Raw genomic sequence first — 18822 nt, 5'->3', positions numbered from 1 at the left:
CAGAGACCAGACGAAAGGGTCGTCGGAGCGATCCGGCGGCCCTTTTGTTTTGCGCGCCCTCTTTTCCAGAACGGTGACGCAGCCTAGCGTCGCCGTCATGCGCATCGCCACCTGGAACGTGAACTCCGTCAACGCCCGCCTGCCCACTGTGCTGGCGTGGCTGGAGCAGGCTGCCCCCGACGTCGCCTGTTTCCAGGAGATCAAATGCGTGGACGAGAAGTTCCCGCAGGAGGCTTTCGAGGGCCTGGGCTACAATGTCGAGACCCACGGGCAGAAGAGCTACAACGGCGTCGCCCTGTTGTCGAAGTATCCGCTGTCCGACATCCGGCGCGGCCTGCCTGGCGACGAGACTGACGAACAGGCGCGCTATATCGAGGCTCTGGTCGAGGCGCCCCGGCCCATTCGCGTCGGCGCCATCTATTTGCCGAACGGCAATCCGATCGGGACCGAGAAGTTCGCCTACAAGCTGGCCTGGTTCGATCGGTTGAACCGCCATGCCCAGGATCTGCTGGCGTTCGAGGAGCCGCTGGCCCTGTGCGGCGACTACAACGTCATCCCCGAGGCCGAGGACGCCAAGAACCCTACCGCCTGGACCGACGACGCCCTGTTCCAGCCTCAGAGCCGCCAGGCTTTCCGCGCTCTGAAGAACCTGGGTCTGGCCGACGCGCACGAGATCGGCGGCGAACCGGCCGGCACCTACACCTTTTGGGACTATCAGGCCGGCGCCTGGCAGCGGGACCATGGCATCCGCATCGACTTCGCCCTGCTGTCGCCACAGGCCGCCGACCGGTTCCGAGGAATCGAAACCCACCGTGACGCCCGGGACATGGAAAAACCCAGCGACCACGTCCCCGTGGTGGTCGATCTCGATCTGGAGGCCTGACGACCATGGCCGACGTGTTGCGGGTGGTGTTGCTGATCGCCCTCGCGGCGGCCCTGCTGACGACCCTGGCCCTGGCGCTGTCGTGGTGGATGGAGCCGCCACGCCGCCTGCACCGCGCCATGCTCAAGACCTTGGGCGCCGCGCCGGAGGTCGAGGCCTTGTCGCCGGGCGAAGGTCGCGCCTGCGCCCTGAACTTCGACGTCGAACAGGTTGTCGTGCTGTGGGCCAACGGCGCCCATGGCCTGGTCTACGCCTTCGATGAGGTCGAGGGGGGCGAGATCATCGTGGACGGCCACGTGGTCGCCCGCATTCGCCGGGGCGAGGCGCGCAAGTCGCTGGACGTGCTGGCCCCCGATGCCGAACAGGTCGTGTTGCGGCTGATGTTCGCCGACGCCCGCCATCCGGAGTTCGAACTGGCCCTGTGGGACGCCGCCCTGCCCGTCCAGACCGGCTCGCCGGGCGAGGCGCTGCGTCTCGGTCGCCGCTGGTTGTCGCATCTGGAGGCCCTGCTGAAGGGCTGAGGCGCCGCATGGGCCTTTCAGTCGCCGCGATGCGGCGTTAGAAGCCCGGCTCACTCCTAACCGACACGCCTTTATCAGGGAGGCCGCCTTGGCCCGCCTTTTCGACGCCTATATCGTCGCTGACTGGACCGCCGCCGAAACCAAGAAGCTCGGCGACACCTCGCTGTGGATCGGCGTGGCCAAGCGCGACGTGCGTTTCCGCCTCTATACCGAGACGCACAACGTCGCGACCCGGGCCGAGGGCGAAGCCCTGCTGGCCTCGATCCTGGCGGATCACAGAAAGCGCGGCGACCGGGTGCTGGTCGGGCTGGATTTCAACTTCGGTTATCCCGTCGGCACGGCCGCGCGGCTGAAGTTGGACGGAACCCCGTGGCAAGCCATGTGGAAGTTCATCGCCTCCAACATCGTGGACAAGGCCGACAACACCAACAACCGCTATCAGGTCGCGGCCAAGATGAACCGGCTGATGACCGACGAGGCCTGGCCTCTGTGGGGCGCGCCGGCCAAACAGGCCCAGCGCTGGTTGACCACGACCAAACCGCCCGTCGGCTCCGGCGCCGACATCCCCGAGTTCCGCGCCACAGAAAACGCCGCCCGCAAGGGCCGGCTTCAGCCCAAGAGCGTGTGGCAGATGCACGGCGCGGGCGCGGTGGGCGGCCAGACCCTGGTCGGCATCCCGGCTGTGCGGCGGCTGCTGGAAAGCCTCGGCCCATCAGGCGCCGTCTGGCCCTTCGGCACCGGCTGGCGCGCGCTGACGCCCGATGACGTGGAACCCTTGTCGGCCCTGGTCGTCGAGGTCTGGCCGTCGATGCACGAGACCAAGCCTCAACCCGGTGAGTTCAAGGACCAGGCCCAAGTCCGCTCAACGGCTGAAGCGCTCGCCCGGATGGACGAGGCCGGCGATCTGGCCGCGGCGTTCGCCCCGCCCAAGGACGCCACGCCGGAACTGATCGCCCAGGTCGAACAGGAAGAAGGCTGGATCCTGGGCGTCTAAAACGTTCAGTCAGCCGATTAAAGCTCGCGCCGCTGCGCGGGCTTCGTCGGTGATCTCCGCCCCGGATAGCATGCGTGCAATCTCTTCCTGACGGCGCTGGTCGTCCAGGGCGACGACGGTGGTGGTCGTCAGGCCGTCGCGATCGGCCTTCATCACCTTCCAGTGGGCGTGACCACGCGCTGCGACCTGGGGGCTATGGGTCACGACCAGGACCTGAGCCCCGCTCGACAGGCGTTTCAGGCGCGAACCCACCGCCTCGGCCACCGCGCCGCCGACTCCCTGATCCACCTCGTCGAAGATCATCACGGGCTGGCGCATGTCCTCACGGCTCGCCAGGGCCGCCTTCATCGCCAAGGCGAAACGCGCCAGTTCGCCGCCTGAAGCAATGGCGTCCAGCGGGCCGAAGTCGGTTCCGGCGTTCGTGGCGATCTGGAAGCGCACCGTCTCGACGCCGTCCGGCCCGCGCCGGCCCTCGATCGGTTCCAGCGCCACGCGGAACCGGGCGCGCTCCAGCTTCAGCGGACCCAGCTCTGCCATGACGGCGGCGGTCAGGCGTTCGGCGGCGGCTTCCCGCGCCGAGGTCAGGAAGGTGGCCGCCAGGTCATAGGCTTGCGCCGCCTCGGCCGCCTCGCGCCCGGCGTTGGCCAGCGCCTCCTCGCCATCCTCGATCAGCCGCAACTGCTCGCGCAGGCGAATGCGCAGGGTCGGCAGGGCGTCGACGGTGGTGTGCAGCTTGCGAGCGGCGGCGCGCAGGGCGAACAGACGCTCCTCGGCCTTGTCCAGACGGCCGGGCTCATAGTCGAAGGCGTCAGCGGCGGCGTCCACGGCGGCGAGGGCTTCCGCCGCCTCGACCATGGTGCGGTCGATCGCCTCCACGGCGGCCGACAGTTTGACGATGACAGGATGATCGCCCTCGGCGCCCGCTTGCCCTGCCCTCTGGCGCGCATGTTCGACGGCCCTCAGCGCCGCGCCCAGCTTCTGGCTCAGCTTGTCGCCGCCAAGCTGCGTGCGGGCGTCGCCCAGATCCGCAATGGCCTTTTCGGCGGCGCCCAGCAGGGCGCGTTCGCCTGCCAATTCCGTCTCTTCGTCGGCGCGCGGATCCAGCGCATCCAGCTCGGAGAGATTGAGGCTGATCTCCTCGCGCCGCGCATCGGCGTCCGCCGCCTGCGCCTTCAGCTCGGCCAGCCTGGCCTCGGCGGCCTTGAGCTTGGCGGAGGCCGAGGCGACCGCCGACAACTGCGGCTGCAGTCCGCCATAGGCGTCCAGCGACGCCCGGTGGGTGCGCCAATCCAGCAGGCCCACCGTCTCATGCTGTCCGTGCACCTCGACCAAGGCCGCGCCGATCTCGCGCACAGCCGTCACCCCGGCCGGCTGATCGTTGACATAGGCCCGGCTGCGGCCGTCGGCGCCTAGGACGCGGCGAAGGATCAAATCCTCCCCCGGCTGAACCTCGAACCCCTTTCCGGCGATCAGGGCCAGCAAATCGGGATCGTCGGGAGCCGAAAACACGGCGGTGGCCACGGCCTGTTTCGCGCCATTGCGCACCAGGCCTGCGTCGCCGCGTCCGCCGAGCGCCAGGCCAAGCGCGTCCAGAATGATCGACTTGCCCGCCCCGGTTTCGCCGGTCAGCACGGTCAGGCCGTTCTCGACCTCGAGATCGAGCACGTCCACAAGGACGACGTCACGAATGGAAAGGGCGGTCAGCATCGCGTCAGGCGCCGGCGGAACGAATCATGACCGACAGAATCCCGATCCCCGCCGGATTGCACAAGCCGTAGCGTGATCAGCCCGGAATGATCCGCTGCAGCCAGCTCTCGCGCTTGCCCTCGGGCGCCTTGTCCGGCGTCTGGCCGTTTTCGGTCAGCAGCGCATAGGCCTCAGCGTACCACGGGCTGCCCGGATAGTTGTAGCCCAGCACGGCGCCGTTCCGCGTCGCCTCTTCCTTCAGACCCAGCTGAAGGTTGACCTCGACCAGACGATACAGGGCTTCGGGCGTGTGCGAAGTGCGCTGGAAGTCCGGGTTGGCGATCACGGCCTTGTAGCGGTTCAGCGCCGCCAGCGGCTGGTTGGCGCGCTGATAGTAGCGGCCGATGTTCATTTCCTTGCCGGCCAGCTGGTCGTTGACCATGTCGATCTTGACGGCGGCGTCCGAGGCATAGGGCGTGCCCGGATAGCGGCGCGAGACATCCTTCAGACCCGCCAAGGCGGCGGTTGCGTAACCCTGGTCACGACCGACGTCGGTGATCTGCTCGAAATTGCAGACCGCCTTCATGTAGAAGGCGTAGGACGCCGACGGATTGCCGGGAAACAGCTGGATGAACCGGTCGGCCGCCGCGATGGCGTCGGCATAGGCGTTGTTCTGATAGTAGGCGTAGATTTGCATCAGGATCGAACGACGCGCCCAGTCCGAATAGGGGTGCTGGCGTTCGACTTCCTGGAAGTAGTCCACGGCGTCGGACCAGCGGCGCTGCTGCAGCCGATCATAGCCGGTGTTGTAGAGCGCCTCGACCGGACGTTCCTCGTAGGCCAGCTTGGGACGCTTGGTGCCCGAGCACCCTGAAATCGTCACTGCGGCGAGCGCCGCGGCCATCAGCACCATGCCGGAACGGAACTTAGAAGCGGACAAGGACGACCCCATGACGTGTGAAGGACGGCCATGAAGCCGTTCCCCTAAAACCAACGCGGCGACCTCTAGCACCCGCGACCGAGCCGCGCCATGCCGAGGAAAACTCAGCATACGACTTGCCCTGCCCGGCTCCACTGGTAAAGAGCGCGCCAACCGACCGCCGTTCATGGGGGGCGGATGACGGCGAAAGGATGACCGGCCGATGAAGCTGCTCTCAGGCAACTCCAACCGCGCACTGTCCCAGGCGATCGCCGACCACCTGGATGCGCCCCTGACCAAGGCCCAGGTCAAGCGGTTCGCCGACAACGAGGTCTTCGCCATCATCGAGGAAAACGTCCGCGGCGAGGACGTCTTCATCCTGCAGTCGACCTCCTATCCGGCCAACGACAACCTGATGGAGCTGCTGATCATCACCGACGCCCTGGTGCGGGCCTCGGCGAAGCGGATCACGGCCGTCATCCCCTATTTCGGCTATGCGCGTCAGGACCGTAAGACAGGAGGCCGCACGCCGATCTCGGCCAAGCTGGTGGCCAATCTGATCACCCGCGCCGGCGCCGACCGCGTCCTGACGATGGATTTGCACGCCGGCCAGATCCAGGGCTTCTTCGATATTCCGACCGACAATCTGGTCGCGACCCCCGTGTTGGCGCAGGACATCAAGGAAAACTACGCCCGTGGCGATGACTTGATGATCGTCTCGCCCGACGTCGGCGGCGTGGTGCGCGCCCGCGCCCTGGCCAGCCGCCTGGACGCCGATCTCGCCATCGTCGACAAGCGCCGGCCCAAGGCGGGCGAGAGCGAGGTCATGAACATCATCGGCGACGTGCAGGGCCGCCGTTGCATCCTGTTCGACGACATCGTCGATTCGGGCGGCACCCTGGTCAACGCTGCCAAGGCCCTGATCGACCAGGGCGCGACCGAGGTTTCGGCCTATATCAGCCACGGCGTCCTGTCCGGCCCCGCCGTCCAGCGCATCACCGACGGCCCGCTGAAGGAGCTGGTGATCACCAACTCCATCGAGCAACCCCACGAAGTTTTGAACTGCCCGAAAATCCGAGCGGTTTCCGTGGCTCCGCTGGTCGGAGAGGCTATCCGACGGATCGCCAACGAAGAATCGGTCTCGAAACTGTTCGATTAACTTTCGGATAACCATAAGGCCCGCCTTATAAGCGCCAACAGTGTTGGCGCTTTTTGCGCGCGTGATCGCCTGAGGAAGTCTCCATGAAAACGGCCCTACTGAGCCGCGGCCTATCCGCTGCCGCCCTCGCCGCCGCTGTCCTGCTCGCCAGCTGTGAGAGCGGACCTTCGAAGGCCGAGCTGGAGGCCCAGCGTCTGGCGGCTGAACTGGCTGCCCGCAAGCCGCCCCCCGTGTCCCTCAACCAGGGCGTTGCGGACGCCGCTGCGATCTACGTCGCTTACTTGCGCGAAGCCCAGACGATCCAGCCGGGCGGCTTCCCCGATGCGGAATCGATCCAGGCCGCCCTGCGCAAGGGTTCGGCTTATGACGCCGACCAGCTGTCGCGCGGGCTGATCGCATACGGCGCCATCATCGCCCTGCAGTCGCCAGAGTTTGTCGCCGGCGTTCAGCAGTATGCGATCGACCCGGCGCAACGTCAGCGCATGGTCGCCCAGATCGTCGCCGATCCGGCCTATGCCGCCACCCTGCCGGGCGCCGACGCGGCCGCCGGCCTGATCTCGGCGACGGTGGGCAAGGACGCCATCGCCATGCGCGCCATCGCCGAGGCGATCGAGCAGGACGCCTACACCATCCAGGGCCGCAGCGATCCGCGCCGCCAGTGGGCCATCACCCCCATCCCGAACCGTGAAGTGCGGCTGGAAAGCGCAAAGACCCTGTCGGCCGTGAAGATGCTGCCCTCGCCGGAGGAATCAAGCCGCCTGTTCGCCGCCGCCAACAGCGGCACGGGTCTGGGACTGGAGCCGTCGCGCAAAGGCCCGCCCTACACCCCTGCCGTCGTCCGCTCTCTGGCCATCGCGGCTCTGGGCGCGCTGGGGGCCGGCGGCGACGAGGCCCGGGTCAACACCGAGGCCCTGACGCACGAGCCGAACAGCGAGTTCTGCATGGATATGTCCAAGCTGATGCTGTTCCAGTGCCTGGCCGCCTCGCGCCCCAGCTATGAGGACATCTTCTGCCTGGGCCGCCACATCACCCGCGACCTCGCGACCTGCACCACCGAGGCGACGCAGATCACCACCATCGTCGTCGGCGATCCTCAGGAAACCGGCGCCGCGCCGGCGCGCACGCCCATCTCTGTCACCGTCCCGCAAGCGACGCCCGTTCCGACCCCGGCGGTTGCGACAACCCAATCGCTGAACACCGGCCCGACGACGCGCTAGGTCTTCCTGCCCAGATCGACGAAAGGCCCGCTCCGAGCGATCGGGGCGGGCCTTTTTCTTGGGCGGACAGCCTATTCGTAGCCGTGCGCCGCCTCGTTGATGACCTGTGACGGCATGGACGAAAAGTCCACGGCGACCGGCGTTGCGGTCTTGGACTGATAGGTCCGAAGCACGTGCGTCAGACGACGACGCACCTCACGTTCGGCCTCCGTGCCGGTGTCGAGCGCCAGGGGCGCCAGGCAGAAGTCGATGATGGCTTCGGTTCGGGTCAGCGGTTCCATTTGCGGGTTCCTTTCCGGTTTAAGCCGCGTGGGTGAACTGGGCGGTCTCGGTCGAGTCCTTCAGCGCCGTCGTCGAGGACGTGCCGTTGGAGATGACCGTGGCGACCTGGTCGAAATAGCCGGTGCCGACTTCGCGTTGGTGACGCGTGGCGGTGTAACCGATGGCCTCGTTGGCGAACTCGCGCTGTTGCAGCTCCGAATAGGCCGCCATGCCGCGATCGCGATAACCGTCCGCCAGCTCGAACATGGAATTGTTCAGGCTGTGGAAGCCGGCCAGGGTCACGAACTGGAACTTGTAGCCCATGGCCCCCAGCTCGCGCTGGAACTTGGCGATGGTGGCGTCGTCCAGCTTGGCCTTCCAGTTGAACGACGGCGAACAGTTGTAGGCCATCAGCTTGCCCGGATGGGCCTTCTGAACGGCTTCCGCGAACTTCTTGGCGTCGTCCAGATCCGGATGCGACGTCTCCCACCACAGCAGGTCGGCGATATTGGCGTAGGACAGACCTCGCGCGATGCAGTGATCCAGACCCGTGCCCTCCTTCAGGCGGAAGAAGCCCTCGGGCGTGCGGTTGTCGCGATCGATGAAGGGCTGGTCGCGCTCGTCGATGTCCGAGGTGATCAGCTGCGCGCTTTCGGCGTCGGTGCGGGCGACCGTTATGGTCGGCGTGCCCAAGACGTCAGCGGCCAGACGCGCAGCGACCAGGTTGCGCTCATGCGCCTGGGTCGGGATCAGGACCTTGCCGCCCAAGTGGCCGCACTTCTTCTCGGACGCCAGTTGGTCCTCGAAGTGGACGCCGGCCGCACCCGCCTCGATGAAGGCCTTCATGATCTCAAAGCTGTTCAGCGGCCCGCCGAAACCGGCTTCCGCGTCGGCGACGATGGGAACGAACCAGTCGCGCTTGGCCCCGCCCTCGGCATGTTCGATCTGATCGGCGCGTTGCAGGGTGCGGTTGATGCGGCGGCACAGCTCCGGCGCGGCGTTGGCCGGATACAGCGACTGGTCGGGATACATGGCGCCGGCCGTGTTGGCGTCGGCCGCGACCTGCCAGCCCGACAGATAGATGGCCTTCAGGCCCGCGCGGACCATCTGCATGGCCTGGTTGCCGGTGACGGCGCCCAACGCATTGATGAAGGGCTCGTCGTGCAGCAACTGCCACAGGCGGTTGGCTCCGCGCTCGGCCAGCGTATGGGTGATCGGCACCGAGCCGCGCAGGCGCAGGACGTCTTCAGGGGTGTAGGGGCGCTCGATGCCGTCGAAACGGCCAACGGGCGAAGGCACCAGATCGGCGAAGGTGGTCATGGTCGAACTCGGTCTCTGAAGGGCGCGGCCGCAGCCGCCGTCTCGAAGACAAGAACACGCGACGGTCAAAACTGATACAGACCGAAGCCCACAAACGAAGTCGTCTTGTCACATTATGACTTTGCTTAGTCAGTCACGTTGTGACAACATGCATCGATGAACGCCGCCGCTGATCGCAAGCTGTTCCTGGGCGCCCGGCTCAAGCGGCTGCGGCGCGATCTGGGCCTGACCCAGACCGCCATGGCCGCCGATCTGGACGTTTCTCCAAGTTATCTCAATCACATAGAGCGTAACCAGCGCCCGGTCTCAGCCCAGCTGCTGCTGCGATTGGCCGACACCTATGACGTCGATCTGCGCGCCCTGAACCAGGGCGGGGCGGCGGACGAGGCTCGGCTCACGGAAATCCTGACCGACCCTCTGTTCAAGGGCCTGTCCGCGCCCCGGCATGAACTGGTGCAACTGCTGGAAGAGGCGCCCGGCGTGGCCGACGCCCTGCTGCGCCTCTATCAGGCTTTCGATGACGGTCGCACGCGCGCCCGCGCCGCGGCCGAGATGGGCGAAAGCCCGATCGAGACCAGCCCCGCAGAATGGGTGCGCGAATACATCCAGTCCCGCGGCAACCATTTCCCCGAACTCGACCAGATGGGCGAGGCCCTGTCCGACGCCCTGTCCGCCGAGGCGCCCGCCCACACTGACGGCTTCGAACCCGCCGCCCGTCATCGGTTGGCGGCCAAACACGATCTGGGCGTCCGCACCCTGCCGGCCGAGGTCATGGTGGAATGGACCCGCCGTTACGACCTGCACCGCCGCCGTCTGCTGCTGTCGGAAACCCTGGGGCCGTCCTCGCGCGCCTTCGCCATCGCTTATCAACTGGCCCTGGCCGAGCAAGGGCCGGCGCTCAACGCGCTGGCGGAGGCCGCGAACGCCCCGGACGCGCCCACTCGATCGCTGCTGAAGGTCGCCCTGACCAACACGCTCGCCGCCGCGACCCTGATGCCCTACGCCAACTTCCAGCGGGCGGCGGAAGACACCGGCTACGACCTGGCCCGGCTGCAGGCCCGTTTCGGCGTCAGCTATGAACAGGCCGCCCACCGCCTGACCACCCTGTCACGCCCCACGGCGCGCGGCGTGCCCTTCTTCCTGATGCGGGTCGATCAGGCGGGCAACATCTCCAAACGCTATGCGGCGGGCGCCTTTCCCTTCTCGCGCTTCGGCGGCGCCTGTCCGCGCTGGCGGCTCCATTCGGCCTTCCGCACGCCCGGCCGCATCGTCACCCAGATCATCGAGACTCCAGACGGCGGCCGCTGGTTCACCTTCGCCCGGACCGTCGAGCGGCAAGGCCACGACGGCTATGACGAGCGCCACGACCTCGCCGTCGGCCTGGGGTGCGAACTGCGTCATGCGCATCGTCTGGCGTATGCCCACGGCATCGACCTGCAGAACCCCGAGGTCACGCCCATCGGCCCGGCCTGCCGCCTGTGTCACCGTCACCCCTGCGCCGAACGCGCCGCCGCCCCCATCGACCGCCCGCTTGCGGTCGACGACTGGTCCAAGTCCGTCAGCCCCTATCCGTTCGGCGCGGCCTGAGGTCTAGCGCCTCTGATCGGCCGTGCGGTCGCGGATGGCGTGGAACTCGGCGGTCGGCTTCCACGCAGGCCAGCTCTCGCTGTCGGCCACCGTCAGCCCCAGCCGATACAGCAGGTCCAGGTTCTGCAAGGCGGCCGTGAAATCATAGTCGGCCCGCCATTCGTCGGTCAGCTTGTGATAGTATTTGGCCATCGCCCCCTCGTAATAGGGTTTGCCCGCCTCGATCCCGCCCTCGACGAAGTCACGGCCCGTCCACGGCATCAGCGCCGGCACCCCTCCGGCCGCGAAGTTGAAATGGTCGGAGCGGTAGTAGAAGCCTTCCTCCGGATAGCCGTCGCCCGTCACCACCCGTCCCTGCACGGCCGCGAACCGGCCCAGGATGTCCTCCAGCTCGGACTTGCCGACGCCGAACACCGCCACGTCGCGCGTCGCCGGCGTGAAGGGCAGCATGTCGATATTGATGTCCGCCGCCGTCTTAGCCAGCGGATAAACCGGCTCGGCCGCATAGGCCTCCGACCCCAACAGCCCCTGCTCTTCGGCCGTGACGTGCAGGAAGACCACGGTGCGCTTCGGCGCCGGCCCGGCCTTGAACGCCCGCGCCATCTCGATCAAACCGGCCGTCCCCGACGCATTGTCCCAAGCGCCGTTGAAGATGTCGTCGCCCTCGGCGTTCGGCGTCCGGGCCTTGCCGACGTGGTCCCAGTGGGCGGAATAGAAGACGTACTCGTCAGGCCGCTCCGTGCCCGGGATCTTGGCCAGCAGATTGTTGGAGTGGATGACTTCGGTGGTCTCGGCGATATCGACGCTGAGCCGCACGCCCAGATCGATCGCTCCGCCCAAGCCGGTTGTCTTCGCCCGCTCCACGGCGGCTTCCAGGGACGCGCCGCCGATCGCTGTCGCCGTGGCCATGTTGATCGATCCGCTGAATCGCGGGTCCTGCGCGCCCTTGATCGTCATCTGCGGCCGGGTCGCGCCGCCCACGGCGCGACGCCAGCGGTTGTCCTGGTCCTGAAGCGTGATGACGCCCACGGCTCCCCGCTTCAGCGCCTCCTGGGTCTTGTGCGTGGTCGAGCCGTAGAAGTTGGGATCCTCGCCCATCACCGTCGGCTGGCCGCGCAGAATGACCACGACCTTACCGGTCAGGTCCGCATTGCCATAATCGTCCCAGGTCGGCCCCGAAATGCCGTAACCGGCGAAGACCAGCGGCGCAGAGGCCGTCACGACCGGTTCCGCCGACCCGGCCCGCAGGGTGATGTCTGTTCCCGACACCAGCGGATGCGACACGCCGTCCGCCCCGGTCCAGGCCGCCGTCGGCGCCCGCTCTGGCGTGAACCGGACCAGATCGACAGGCTGCAGCCATGATCCGTCGCGCCCGCCCGGCTCCAGTCCCATCGCCTCATACTGCGCCTGCAGATAGGCCAGGGTCAGCCGTTCGCCGATCAGGCCGGGGAACCGGCCCTCCAACTCGTCCGACGCCAGATATTTGATGTGGTCCGACAGGCGCTGGGCGCTGAACTGAGGCGTCGCGGCTGAGGCGACGGCGAAGGCGTCCAGCTTGGGCGCCGGAGATGCGACCGGCGTCGTCGCGCAGGCGGCGAGTGCGAGCGCCGCGAGGGCGACGAGGGGTGAACGGCGATGGATCATTGCATTTACTCGACAGGCGGAATGGCAAAAGGGGCGGAGATTCCTCCCCGCCCCATCTCGATATGTAAAAAGACTAGCGACGTTCGGACGCCGTCGTCGCGCGCACCGGCGCGAACTCCGAACCCGACTTCCACTGCGGCCAGTCGCGACCGTTCGCCAAGGCGCGACCGACATCGTAGAAGACGGTCAGATCCTCGATCATGCCGCTGTAGTCCCAGTCGGGCGACCACTCATCCGCCGCCTGGTGATAGCGTTTGGCGCCGTATTCCGACCGCGCCGCCTCGCGCGCGGCGATCGGTTCGTCGCGGAAATCGCCCCGGCTGCCGGCATAGGCCATCGGCACGCCACGCTTGGCCAGCGGGAAGTGGTCCGAACGGTAATAGGTGCCGGCCGCATTCTCGTAATCCGGGACCAGCGATCGCCCTTGCGGCTGGACCGCCGCCGCCAGACGTTCGTCGAAGTCCGACTGGCCATATCCGGTGACGCCCAGCCCCGTAACGCGGCCATAGACGTTCATGGAGTCCATGTTGAACCCGCCCACCGTCTTGGCCAGCGGATAGACCGGGTTCACCGCATAGTATTCCGAGCCCAGCAGGCCGCTTTCCTCGCCGGTGAAGCTGATCATCACAATCGAGCGTTCGGTGCGCGGCGCGCGACCGAACATGCGCGCCAGCTCCAGCAGACCCGCTGTGCCCGAGGCGTTGTCCACCGCCCCGTTGAAGATGCGGTCGCCGGTCGCATCCGGCTCGCCCATGCCGATGTGATCCCAGTGGGCCGTATAGAGGATCGTCTCGTCCGGATGGGTCGTGCCCGGCAGGCGGGCGATGACATTGTGGCTGGTGACCTGATTGGTGGCCACGTCGAACTCGGTCGAGAAGGATGCGCCGGGCAAGGCGACGGGCTGGAAGTCGCGGCTGCGCGCCTGGACCTTCAGCGCCTCGAAATCCAGACCCGCACGGCGGAACAGGTCGACCGCCACGTCACGCTGGATCCAGCCCTCCATCGGCACGCGTTCGGCCGCTGCATTCTGGCGCAGGATGTCGAACTGCGACACGCCCCAGGAGTTGGCGACCGTCTGCCAGCCGTAAGACGCCGGCGCCGTCTCGTGCACGATCAGCACGCCCGCCGCCCCCTGTTTGGCCGCCTCCTCGTATTTGTAGGTCCAGCGGCCGTAATAGGTCATGGCCTTGCCGCCGAAGGTGTTCAGCGCCGGCTCCTCGAAGTCGGCGTCATTGACCAGCACGACCAGGATCTTGCCGCGCAGGTCCTGGCCCTTGAAGTCGTTCCACTGCCGCTCGGGCGCGTTGATGCCGTAGCCGACGAAGACCAGCGGCGCGTCCTTCAGGCTGACGTGTTCGGTCGGGCGGCGGGTCGAGATGGCGACCTCGCGCCCTTGCGTCATCGGCAGGGTCCAGTCGCCCAGCTTCAGCGAAGCGCGCACATTGGACTGGGTGAAGCGGTTCAGGATCACGGCCTGCGTCCACTGGCCGTTCGGCCCGCCCGGCTCGAACCCGGCGGCGGCGTAGCCTTCGCTCAGATAGCGGATGACCTTTTCCTCGGCTGGGGTGGCGATGCCCCTGCCCTCGAAGCTGTCGTCCGACAGCGTCTTGATGTCCTGTGAGATGCGCGCCGCATCGAAAGTCGGGATCGTGTGAACCGCAGCGGGATCAGACGCCGTGGCGCAGGCAGACAAGGCGACGCTCGCTAAAAGAACGGCGGCGAAAGAAGAGACGAGACGCATGAACTGAAGGCCCCACAGCCAGAAACGATGCGCGACCCTAGGGGGCGAACTTCGCCCTGTCGATGCTGCGTCCCGGACCTTTCGTCGCAAACGAAAAAGCCCGCCGTGGCGAACCTCGGCGGGCTTGCGATTTCGATCCGGCGGCGATGGCCTTAGTGGGCGACGCCCTTCCAGATGCGGCGGTAGGCGACATAGGTGATGCCGGCGAACAGCAGCAGATAGATCATCACACCGAACCCGGCCTGTTTGCGCTCGACCATCTTCGGCTCGGACGTCCAAGCGATGAAGGCCGCGACGTCCTTGGCGTACTGATCCACCGTTTGCGGCGAACCGTCGTCATAGGTGACCAGGCCGTCCTTGAGGGGCGGCGGCATGGCGATGAAGCCGCCCGGCGGAACGTGCTTGTGATCGCCGGTCCAGAACGGCGTCAGGTCCCCGGCCATATAGGGATTGTAGTGCTGCCCGTCGCGGATCTGCAGGCCGGCCGGAGCCGCCTTGTAGCCCGACAGCAGCGAGTAGATGTAGTTTGCGCCGTCGTGGCGGGCCTTGGCCATGACCGAAAGGTCGGGCGGGGCTGCGCCGCCGTTGCCCGCCGCAGCCGCCGTGGCGTTCGGATAGGGGGCGCGGAACTTGTCGGCCGGCGTGGCGTCGCGCTGGATCGGCTCGCCGGTCTCGCTGTCGATATCACCGACCTGCACTTCCTTGGCCAGAGCCTTCACGACCGGGTTGTCGTTCGGGTTCGGATACTTCGGATTCCAGAACGGCCCATGACGGTCGCCCAGGTTCCGATAGTGCATCAGGTTCATGCTGTGACAGGCCGAGCAGACCTCGTGATAGACCTTGTAGCCGCGTTGCAGCTGGCCTTGGTCATAGGTGCCGAACGGCCCCTCGAAGCTGAACCCGCCCGAGCGCGGATGAGCGGCGGCGCCCGACGCCATGGCGGGAGCGGCGGCGCTCAGCAGACCCAGCGCAATCGCGGCCGAGGTGATGATCGTCTTGAACGACACGGTCTTCATTCCAATCGTCATGACTTTCAGACCTTGTGCTCGACGGCGCCGGCGCCGGTCAGGACCGGCTCGGAGATCGTCGCCGGGATCGGCAACGGCTGCTCCTTCAACCCGACCAACGGCATGATGATCAGGAAGAAGACGAAGTAGTAGAGGGTGAAGACCCGGGTCAGCCACAGGTAGGAGTTCAGGTCGCCGTCGATCAGGGTGAAGGTCTTGAACGACCCGATCACCGGCGCGTCGGGCAGCTGACCACCGCACCAGCCCAGGCCCACGCCCACCACCAGGAAGATGATGAAGAAGGTCCGCATCGTCGGGCGATAGCGCATCGAGCGCACCTTGGACGTATCCAGCCAGGGCAAGACGAACAGCACGCCGATGGCGCTGAACATCGCCACCACGCCGCCGAACTTGTCCGGGACGGCGCGCAGGATCGCGTAGAAGGGCAGCATATACCACTCGGGCACGATGTGCGCCGGCGTCTGCAGCGGGTTGGCCGGGATGTAGTTGTCGGCGTGGCCCAGCGCGTTCGGCTGATAGAAGACGAAGATGGCGAACAGGATCAGGAACAGGATGATCGCAAAGCCGTCCTTGACCGTGAAATACGGGTGGAACGGCAGCGTGTCCTTCTTCTCGCGATCCTTGGGGATCAGGATGCCGACCGGGTTGTTCTGACCGGCCGAGTGCAGCGCCCAAAGGTGCAGCACGACGCAGCCCAGGATCGCAAACGGCAGCAGATAGTGCAGCGAGAAGAAGCGGTTCAGCGTCGCATTGTCGATCGCCGGGCCGCCGCGCAGCCAGATCAGGATCGGCTCGCCCAGCACCGGGATGGCGCCGATCAGGTTGGTGATGACCTCTGCGCCCCAGAACGACATCTGGCCCCAAGGCAAGACGTAACCCAAGAAGGCGGTGGCGATCATCAGGAAGAAGATCACGCAGCCGATGATCCAGATCATCTCGCGCGGCGCTTTGTATGAGCCGTAGTAGAGGCCGCGCAGCATGTGCAGATAGACGGCGATGAAGAACATCGATGCGCCGTTGGCGTGGACGTAGCGGATCAGCCAGCCGCCGTTCACGTCGCGCATGATGCGCTCGACCGAGGCGAAGGCCAGGTCGACGTTCGGCGTATAGTGCATGGCCAGAACGATGCCGGTGACGATCTGCGTCATCAGGCACAGGGCCAGGATGCCGCCGAAGGTCCACCAGTAGTTCAGGTTTCGCGGCGTCGGCAGGGACATGTAGTCCGCGCCGAAACGGATGATCGGCAGCCGGGTGTCCAGCCACTTCTCGACGCCCGTCTTCGGGACGTAGGTGCTCTCGTGATCGCTCATGATTCCCCCTTGGTCCTCAGCCGATCTTGACGCGGGTGTCGGACAGATAATCGTATTCCGGCACCACCAGGTTCAGAGGCGCCGGCCCCTTACGAATGCGGCCGGAGGCGTCGTAGTGCGAGCCGTGGCAGGGGCAGAACCAGCCGCCGTAATCGCCCGCGCCGAAGGTCGGCACGCAGCCCAGGTGCGTGCACGAGCCGATGACGACCAGATATTTCTCGTGACCCGGCTTGGTGCGCTCGGCGTCGGTCTGGGGCTGTTTCAGGTCGGGCGCGTGATCGTCCGCGATGACCTTCTGCAGCTCGGCCGGGGTGCGGTAACGCACGAACACCGGCTTGCCCTGCCATTTGATGACGACCTGCTGGCCTTCCTGAACCTTCGTCAGGTCGAACTCGATCGACGCCAGCGCCAGCGTATCGGCCGCCGGATTCATCTGGTTGATCAGCGGCCAGGCGATCATGGCGCCCGCGCCGACCGCTGCGGCGCCCGCCGCGATGTAGATAAAGTCCCGACGATTGGGATCACCGCCCTCAGGGCTGTGACCGTCTTCCGTATGCACGACCGATTCGGCCACGTTTCCACCTCTCGAACGCCGCAGAAGACCCCAAGGGCGTCCCCAGCCACGGCACGAACCAACAAAAGACGCCGGGAATCCCCGACGGTCCCAGACTTGCGCCGGTTTGGACGCAAGCTGCTGACGTTTCTTGCGAAACGCTCGCAAACAGACCGCGACAAACCCCCTCGCCGCGCGTATGTCAGGCCTTAGAATGCGTCTCGCCCTTTTTCAACCGGACATTCCTCAGAACGTCGGAGCCTGCATCCGATTGTCGGCCTGTTTTGGCGTCGATCTGCATGTGATCGAGCCGACGGGCTTCCGTTTCGACGATCGCGCCATGAAGCGCGCCGCCCTCGACTACGGCCCGCTGTCCCACATGACCCGCCACGCCGACTGGGAGGCCTTCCAGGCGGATCGTCCGGCCGGGCGGCTGGTGCTGTTGACGACCAAGGGCGCGACGCCCCTGCCCGATTTCGTCTTCCAGCCTGACGACACCCTGCTGTTCGGCAAGGAAAGCGCCGGCGCCCCGGACTATGTCCACGCTGCCGCCGACGCGCGTGTCGTCGTGCCGCTGCGACCCGACGCCCGCTCGCTGAACCTGTCGGTCACTGCCGGAATCGCCCTTTGGGAAGGCCTGCGGCAGACGGGCGGGGTCGGTCAGTTCTGAGCCGAAGCGGGCTCCAGCCGCGCCATCGACGGCCGCTCGCCGGCCTTTGACGCCGCGACGGCCTCGACCGCCCGCATGACCCGCAGCAGGTTCTCGCCAACGATCTTGCGGATGTCAGCCTCGGTCCAGCCGGCTTTCATCAGGGCCGCCAGGATGCGCGGATAGGCGTCCACTCCCCCCATGCCTTCCGGCAGGCTGCCGATGCCGTCGAAGTCGGCGCCCAGGCCGACATGATCGATGCCCGCCACTTCGCGCACGTGCTGAATATGGGCCACCACGTCGGCCAGGGTCGCCTGGGGCGTCGGATTGGCGGCGGCCCAGGCCGTCAGTCCGGCCTCGACCGCGCCGGGATCGCCGGGGTTCAGGGTCTTCAGACGCGCCTCCTCGCCCGCCTTGGCCCCGTTCCAGACCCGCACCGCCTCGGACACGAAACCGGGGGCCAGGTTGATCATCACGATGCCGCCGTCCTGGGGCATCATCCGCAGCACCCGATCCGGCACGTTGCGCGGATGATCCGTCACCGCCCGCGCCGACGAATGGGAGAAGATCACCGGCGCATCGGACACGCGCATGGCGTCCAACATCGTCTCCTCGGAGACGTGGCTCAAGTCGACCATCATGCCCAGCCGATTCATCTCCTTGACCACCGCCTCGCCGAACGGGTTGAGCCCGCCCCACTTCGGCGCGTCCGTCGCGCTGTCGGCCCAGGTCGTGGTCTTGGAGTGGGTCAGCGTCATGTAGCGCGCGCCGGCGCGGTAGAATTCACGCAGCAGGGCCAGGGAATCGTCGATCGAATAGCCGCCCTCCATCCCGATCAGGCTGGCGATCCGACCCGACTTGAACACCGCATCCACCTCGTCCGCCGTGGTCGCCAGGCCGAAGGTGTCGGGGTGGGCGGCGATGATGCGCTTGGCCGTATCGATCTGCTCAAAGGTTTCCTCGACCGCCTCCAGCGGCGTCAGGCTGGCGGGCACATAGACGGACCAGAACTGCCCTCCGACACCCCCTGCCCGCAGGCGCGCGATGTCCGTATGCAACTTGGTCGAAGCCGCCAGATTCTTCGTCAGATCAACGGCGTAAACGTTATTCCCGTACTGCTGTCGCAGCGCCCACGGCAGGTCGTTGTGCCCATCGATCAGCGGCGTGGTCTTCAAGATCTGCATCACTCGCGCCTCATCGGCGTCCTGGGCCTGGACCGCCCCTCCCAGCGCGAGCGAGGCGACGGCGACAGAGACGAGACGGCGGATCATGGGCGGGCTTCCTGAAAACGGCAGACGGCCATTAGCGCCCGCGATTCTGCTTATGACAACCTGTCCGGATGACGCCGCC

At 66.6% G+C, this 18822-nt stretch carries 17 protein-coding genes; 7 read left to right on the top strand and 10 right to left on the bottom strand.

Features of this window, described 5'->3' with window-relative positions; genetic code table 11:
* Window positions 1-97: 97 nt before the first annotated feature.
* The 3 genes from xth (at window position 98) to ABIB58_RS09885 (ending at window position 2398) form a co-directional block, all read left to right on the top strand.
* Window positions 98-883 carry an exodeoxyribonuclease III gene (gene xth / locus ABIB58_RS09895; RefSeq protein WP_354040647.1) on the top strand — a complete coding sequence of 262 codons (786 nt, stop codon included), beginning with the start codon at window positions 98-100 and terminating at the stop codon, window positions 881-883.
* 5 nt (window positions 884-888) lie between these two features.
* The gene (locus ABIB58_RS09890) at window positions 889-1404 is read left to right on the top strand and encodes a hypothetical protein (protein WP_055753176.1); all 516 of its coding nucleotides are present in this window, start codon (window positions 889-891) and stop codon (window positions 1402-1404) included.
* A gap of 88 nt (window positions 1405-1492) precedes the next feature.
* Complete coding sequence (locus ABIB58_RS09885; RefSeq protein WP_045810106.1) at window positions 1493-2398, top strand: hypothetical protein; 906 nt, start codon at window positions 1493-1495, stop codon at window positions 2396-2398.
* A gap of 9 nt (window positions 2399-2407) precedes the next feature.
* On the opposite strand, the gene recN is transcribed toward ABIB58_RS09885, so the two are convergent.
* Entirely contained in the window at window positions 2408-4105 is a 1698-nt protein-coding gene (gene recN, locus ABIB58_RS09880; protein ID WP_045810107.1) for a DNA repair protein RecN, read from the bottom strand.
* A 76-nt stretch (window positions 4106-4181) separates the two neighbouring features.
* The gene (locus ABIB58_RS09875) at window positions 4182-5036 is read right to left on the bottom strand and encodes an outer membrane protein assembly factor BamD (protein ID WP_039245588.1); all 855 of its coding nucleotides are present in this window, start codon (window positions 5034-5036) and stop codon (window positions 4182-4184) included.
* A gap of 190 nt (window positions 5037-5226) precedes the next feature.
* Here ABIB58_RS09875 and ABIB58_RS09870 point away from each other — a divergent pair, with 190 nt between their 5' ends.
* Window positions 5227-6162 carry a ribose-phosphate pyrophosphokinase gene (locus tag ABIB58_RS09870; protein WP_017504159.1) on the top strand — a complete coding sequence of 312 codons (936 nt, stop codon included), beginning with the start codon at window positions 5227-5229 and terminating at the stop codon, window positions 6160-6162.
* Window positions 6163-6245: 83 nt separating this feature from the next.
* A complete protein-coding gene (locus ABIB58_RS09865; RefSeq protein WP_045810108.1) occupies window positions 6246-7379 on the top strand; it encodes a hypothetical protein in 1134 nt (377 codons plus the stop codon).
* 71 nt (window positions 7380-7450) lie between these two features.
* On the opposite strand, the gene ABIB58_RS09860 is transcribed toward ABIB58_RS09865, so the two are convergent.
* The gene (locus ABIB58_RS09860; protein ID WP_045810109.1) at window positions 7451-7660 is read right to left on the bottom strand and encodes a hypothetical protein; all 210 of its coding nucleotides are present in this window, start codon (window positions 7658-7660) and stop codon (window positions 7451-7453) included.
* A gap of 19 nt (window positions 7661-7679) precedes the next feature.
* Complete coding sequence (gene aceA / locus ABIB58_RS09855; protein WP_045810110.1) at window positions 7680-8960, bottom strand: isocitrate lyase; 1281 nt, start codon at window positions 8958-8960, stop codon at window positions 7680-7682.
* Window positions 8961-9116: 156 nt separating this feature from the next.
* Between aceA and ABIB58_RS09850 the strand changes: the two genes are divergently transcribed.
* Entirely contained in the window at window positions 9117-10547 is a 1431-nt protein-coding gene (locus ABIB58_RS09850) for a helix-turn-helix domain-containing protein (RefSeq protein ID WP_354040642.1), read from the top strand.
* A 3-nt stretch (window positions 10548-10550) separates the two neighbouring features.
* Here ABIB58_RS09850 and ABIB58_RS09845 read toward each other — a convergent pair whose 3' ends face one another.
* The 5 genes from ABIB58_RS09845 to petA form a co-directional block, all read right to left on the bottom strand.
* Window positions 10551-12191: a M28 family peptidase gene (locus ABIB58_RS09845; protein WP_052689483.1), complete on the bottom strand. Its 1641-nt coding sequence runs from the start codon at window positions 12189-12191 to the stop codon at window positions 10551-10553.
* Between the two features lie 73 nt (window positions 12192-12264).
* Complete coding sequence (locus ABIB58_RS09840; RefSeq protein ID WP_045810112.1) at window positions 12265-13932, bottom strand: M28 family metallopeptidase; 1668 nt, start codon at window positions 13930-13932, stop codon at window positions 12265-12267.
* 152 nt (window positions 13933-14084) lie between these two features.
* Entirely contained in the window at window positions 14085-14948 is an 864-nt protein-coding gene (locus tag ABIB58_RS09835; RefSeq protein ID WP_045810113.1) for a cytochrome c1, read from the bottom strand.
* Between the two features lie 17 nt (window positions 14949-14965).
* A complete protein-coding gene (locus ABIB58_RS09830) occupies window positions 14966-16270 on the bottom strand; it encodes a cytochrome b (RefSeq protein ID WP_045810114.1) in 1305 nt (434 codons plus the stop codon).
* A 16-nt stretch (window positions 16271-16286) separates the two neighbouring features.
* Window positions 16287-16844, bottom strand: coding sequence for a ubiquinol-cytochrome c reductase iron-sulfur subunit (gene petA, locus ABIB58_RS09825; RefSeq protein WP_045810115.1), 558 nt, complete (start codon window positions 16842-16844; stop codon window positions 16287-16289).
* A 193-nt stretch (window positions 16845-17037) separates the two neighbouring features.
* Between petA and ABIB58_RS09820 the strand changes: the two genes are divergently transcribed.
* The gene (locus ABIB58_RS09820; RefSeq protein ID WP_185224604.1) at window positions 17038-17493 is read left to right on the top strand and encodes a tRNA (cytidine(34)-2'-O)-methyltransferase; all 456 of its coding nucleotides are present in this window, start codon (window positions 17038-17040) and stop codon (window positions 17491-17493) included.
* Here ABIB58_RS09820 and ABIB58_RS09815 read toward each other — a convergent pair.
* Window positions 17484-18743 (bottom strand): dipeptidase, encoded by a 1260-nt coding sequence (locus ABIB58_RS09815; protein ID WP_354040638.1) that lies wholly within the window; start codon window positions 18741-18743, stop codon window positions 17484-17486. The two genes, ABIB58_RS09820 and ABIB58_RS09815, sit on opposite strands and share 10 nt — an antisense overlap.
* Window positions 18744-18822: the final 79 nt, after the last annotated feature.

The sequence above is a fragment of the Brevundimonas sp. UYEF29 genome (assembly GCF_040546195.1).
GTDB classification, from domain to species: domain Bacteria; phylum Pseudomonadota; class Alphaproteobacteria; order Caulobacterales; family Caulobacteraceae; genus Brevundimonas; species Brevundimonas huaxiensis.
Note: the sequence above shows the minus strand (reverse complement) of the source record. Positions and strands in the feature narration are given on the sequence as shown.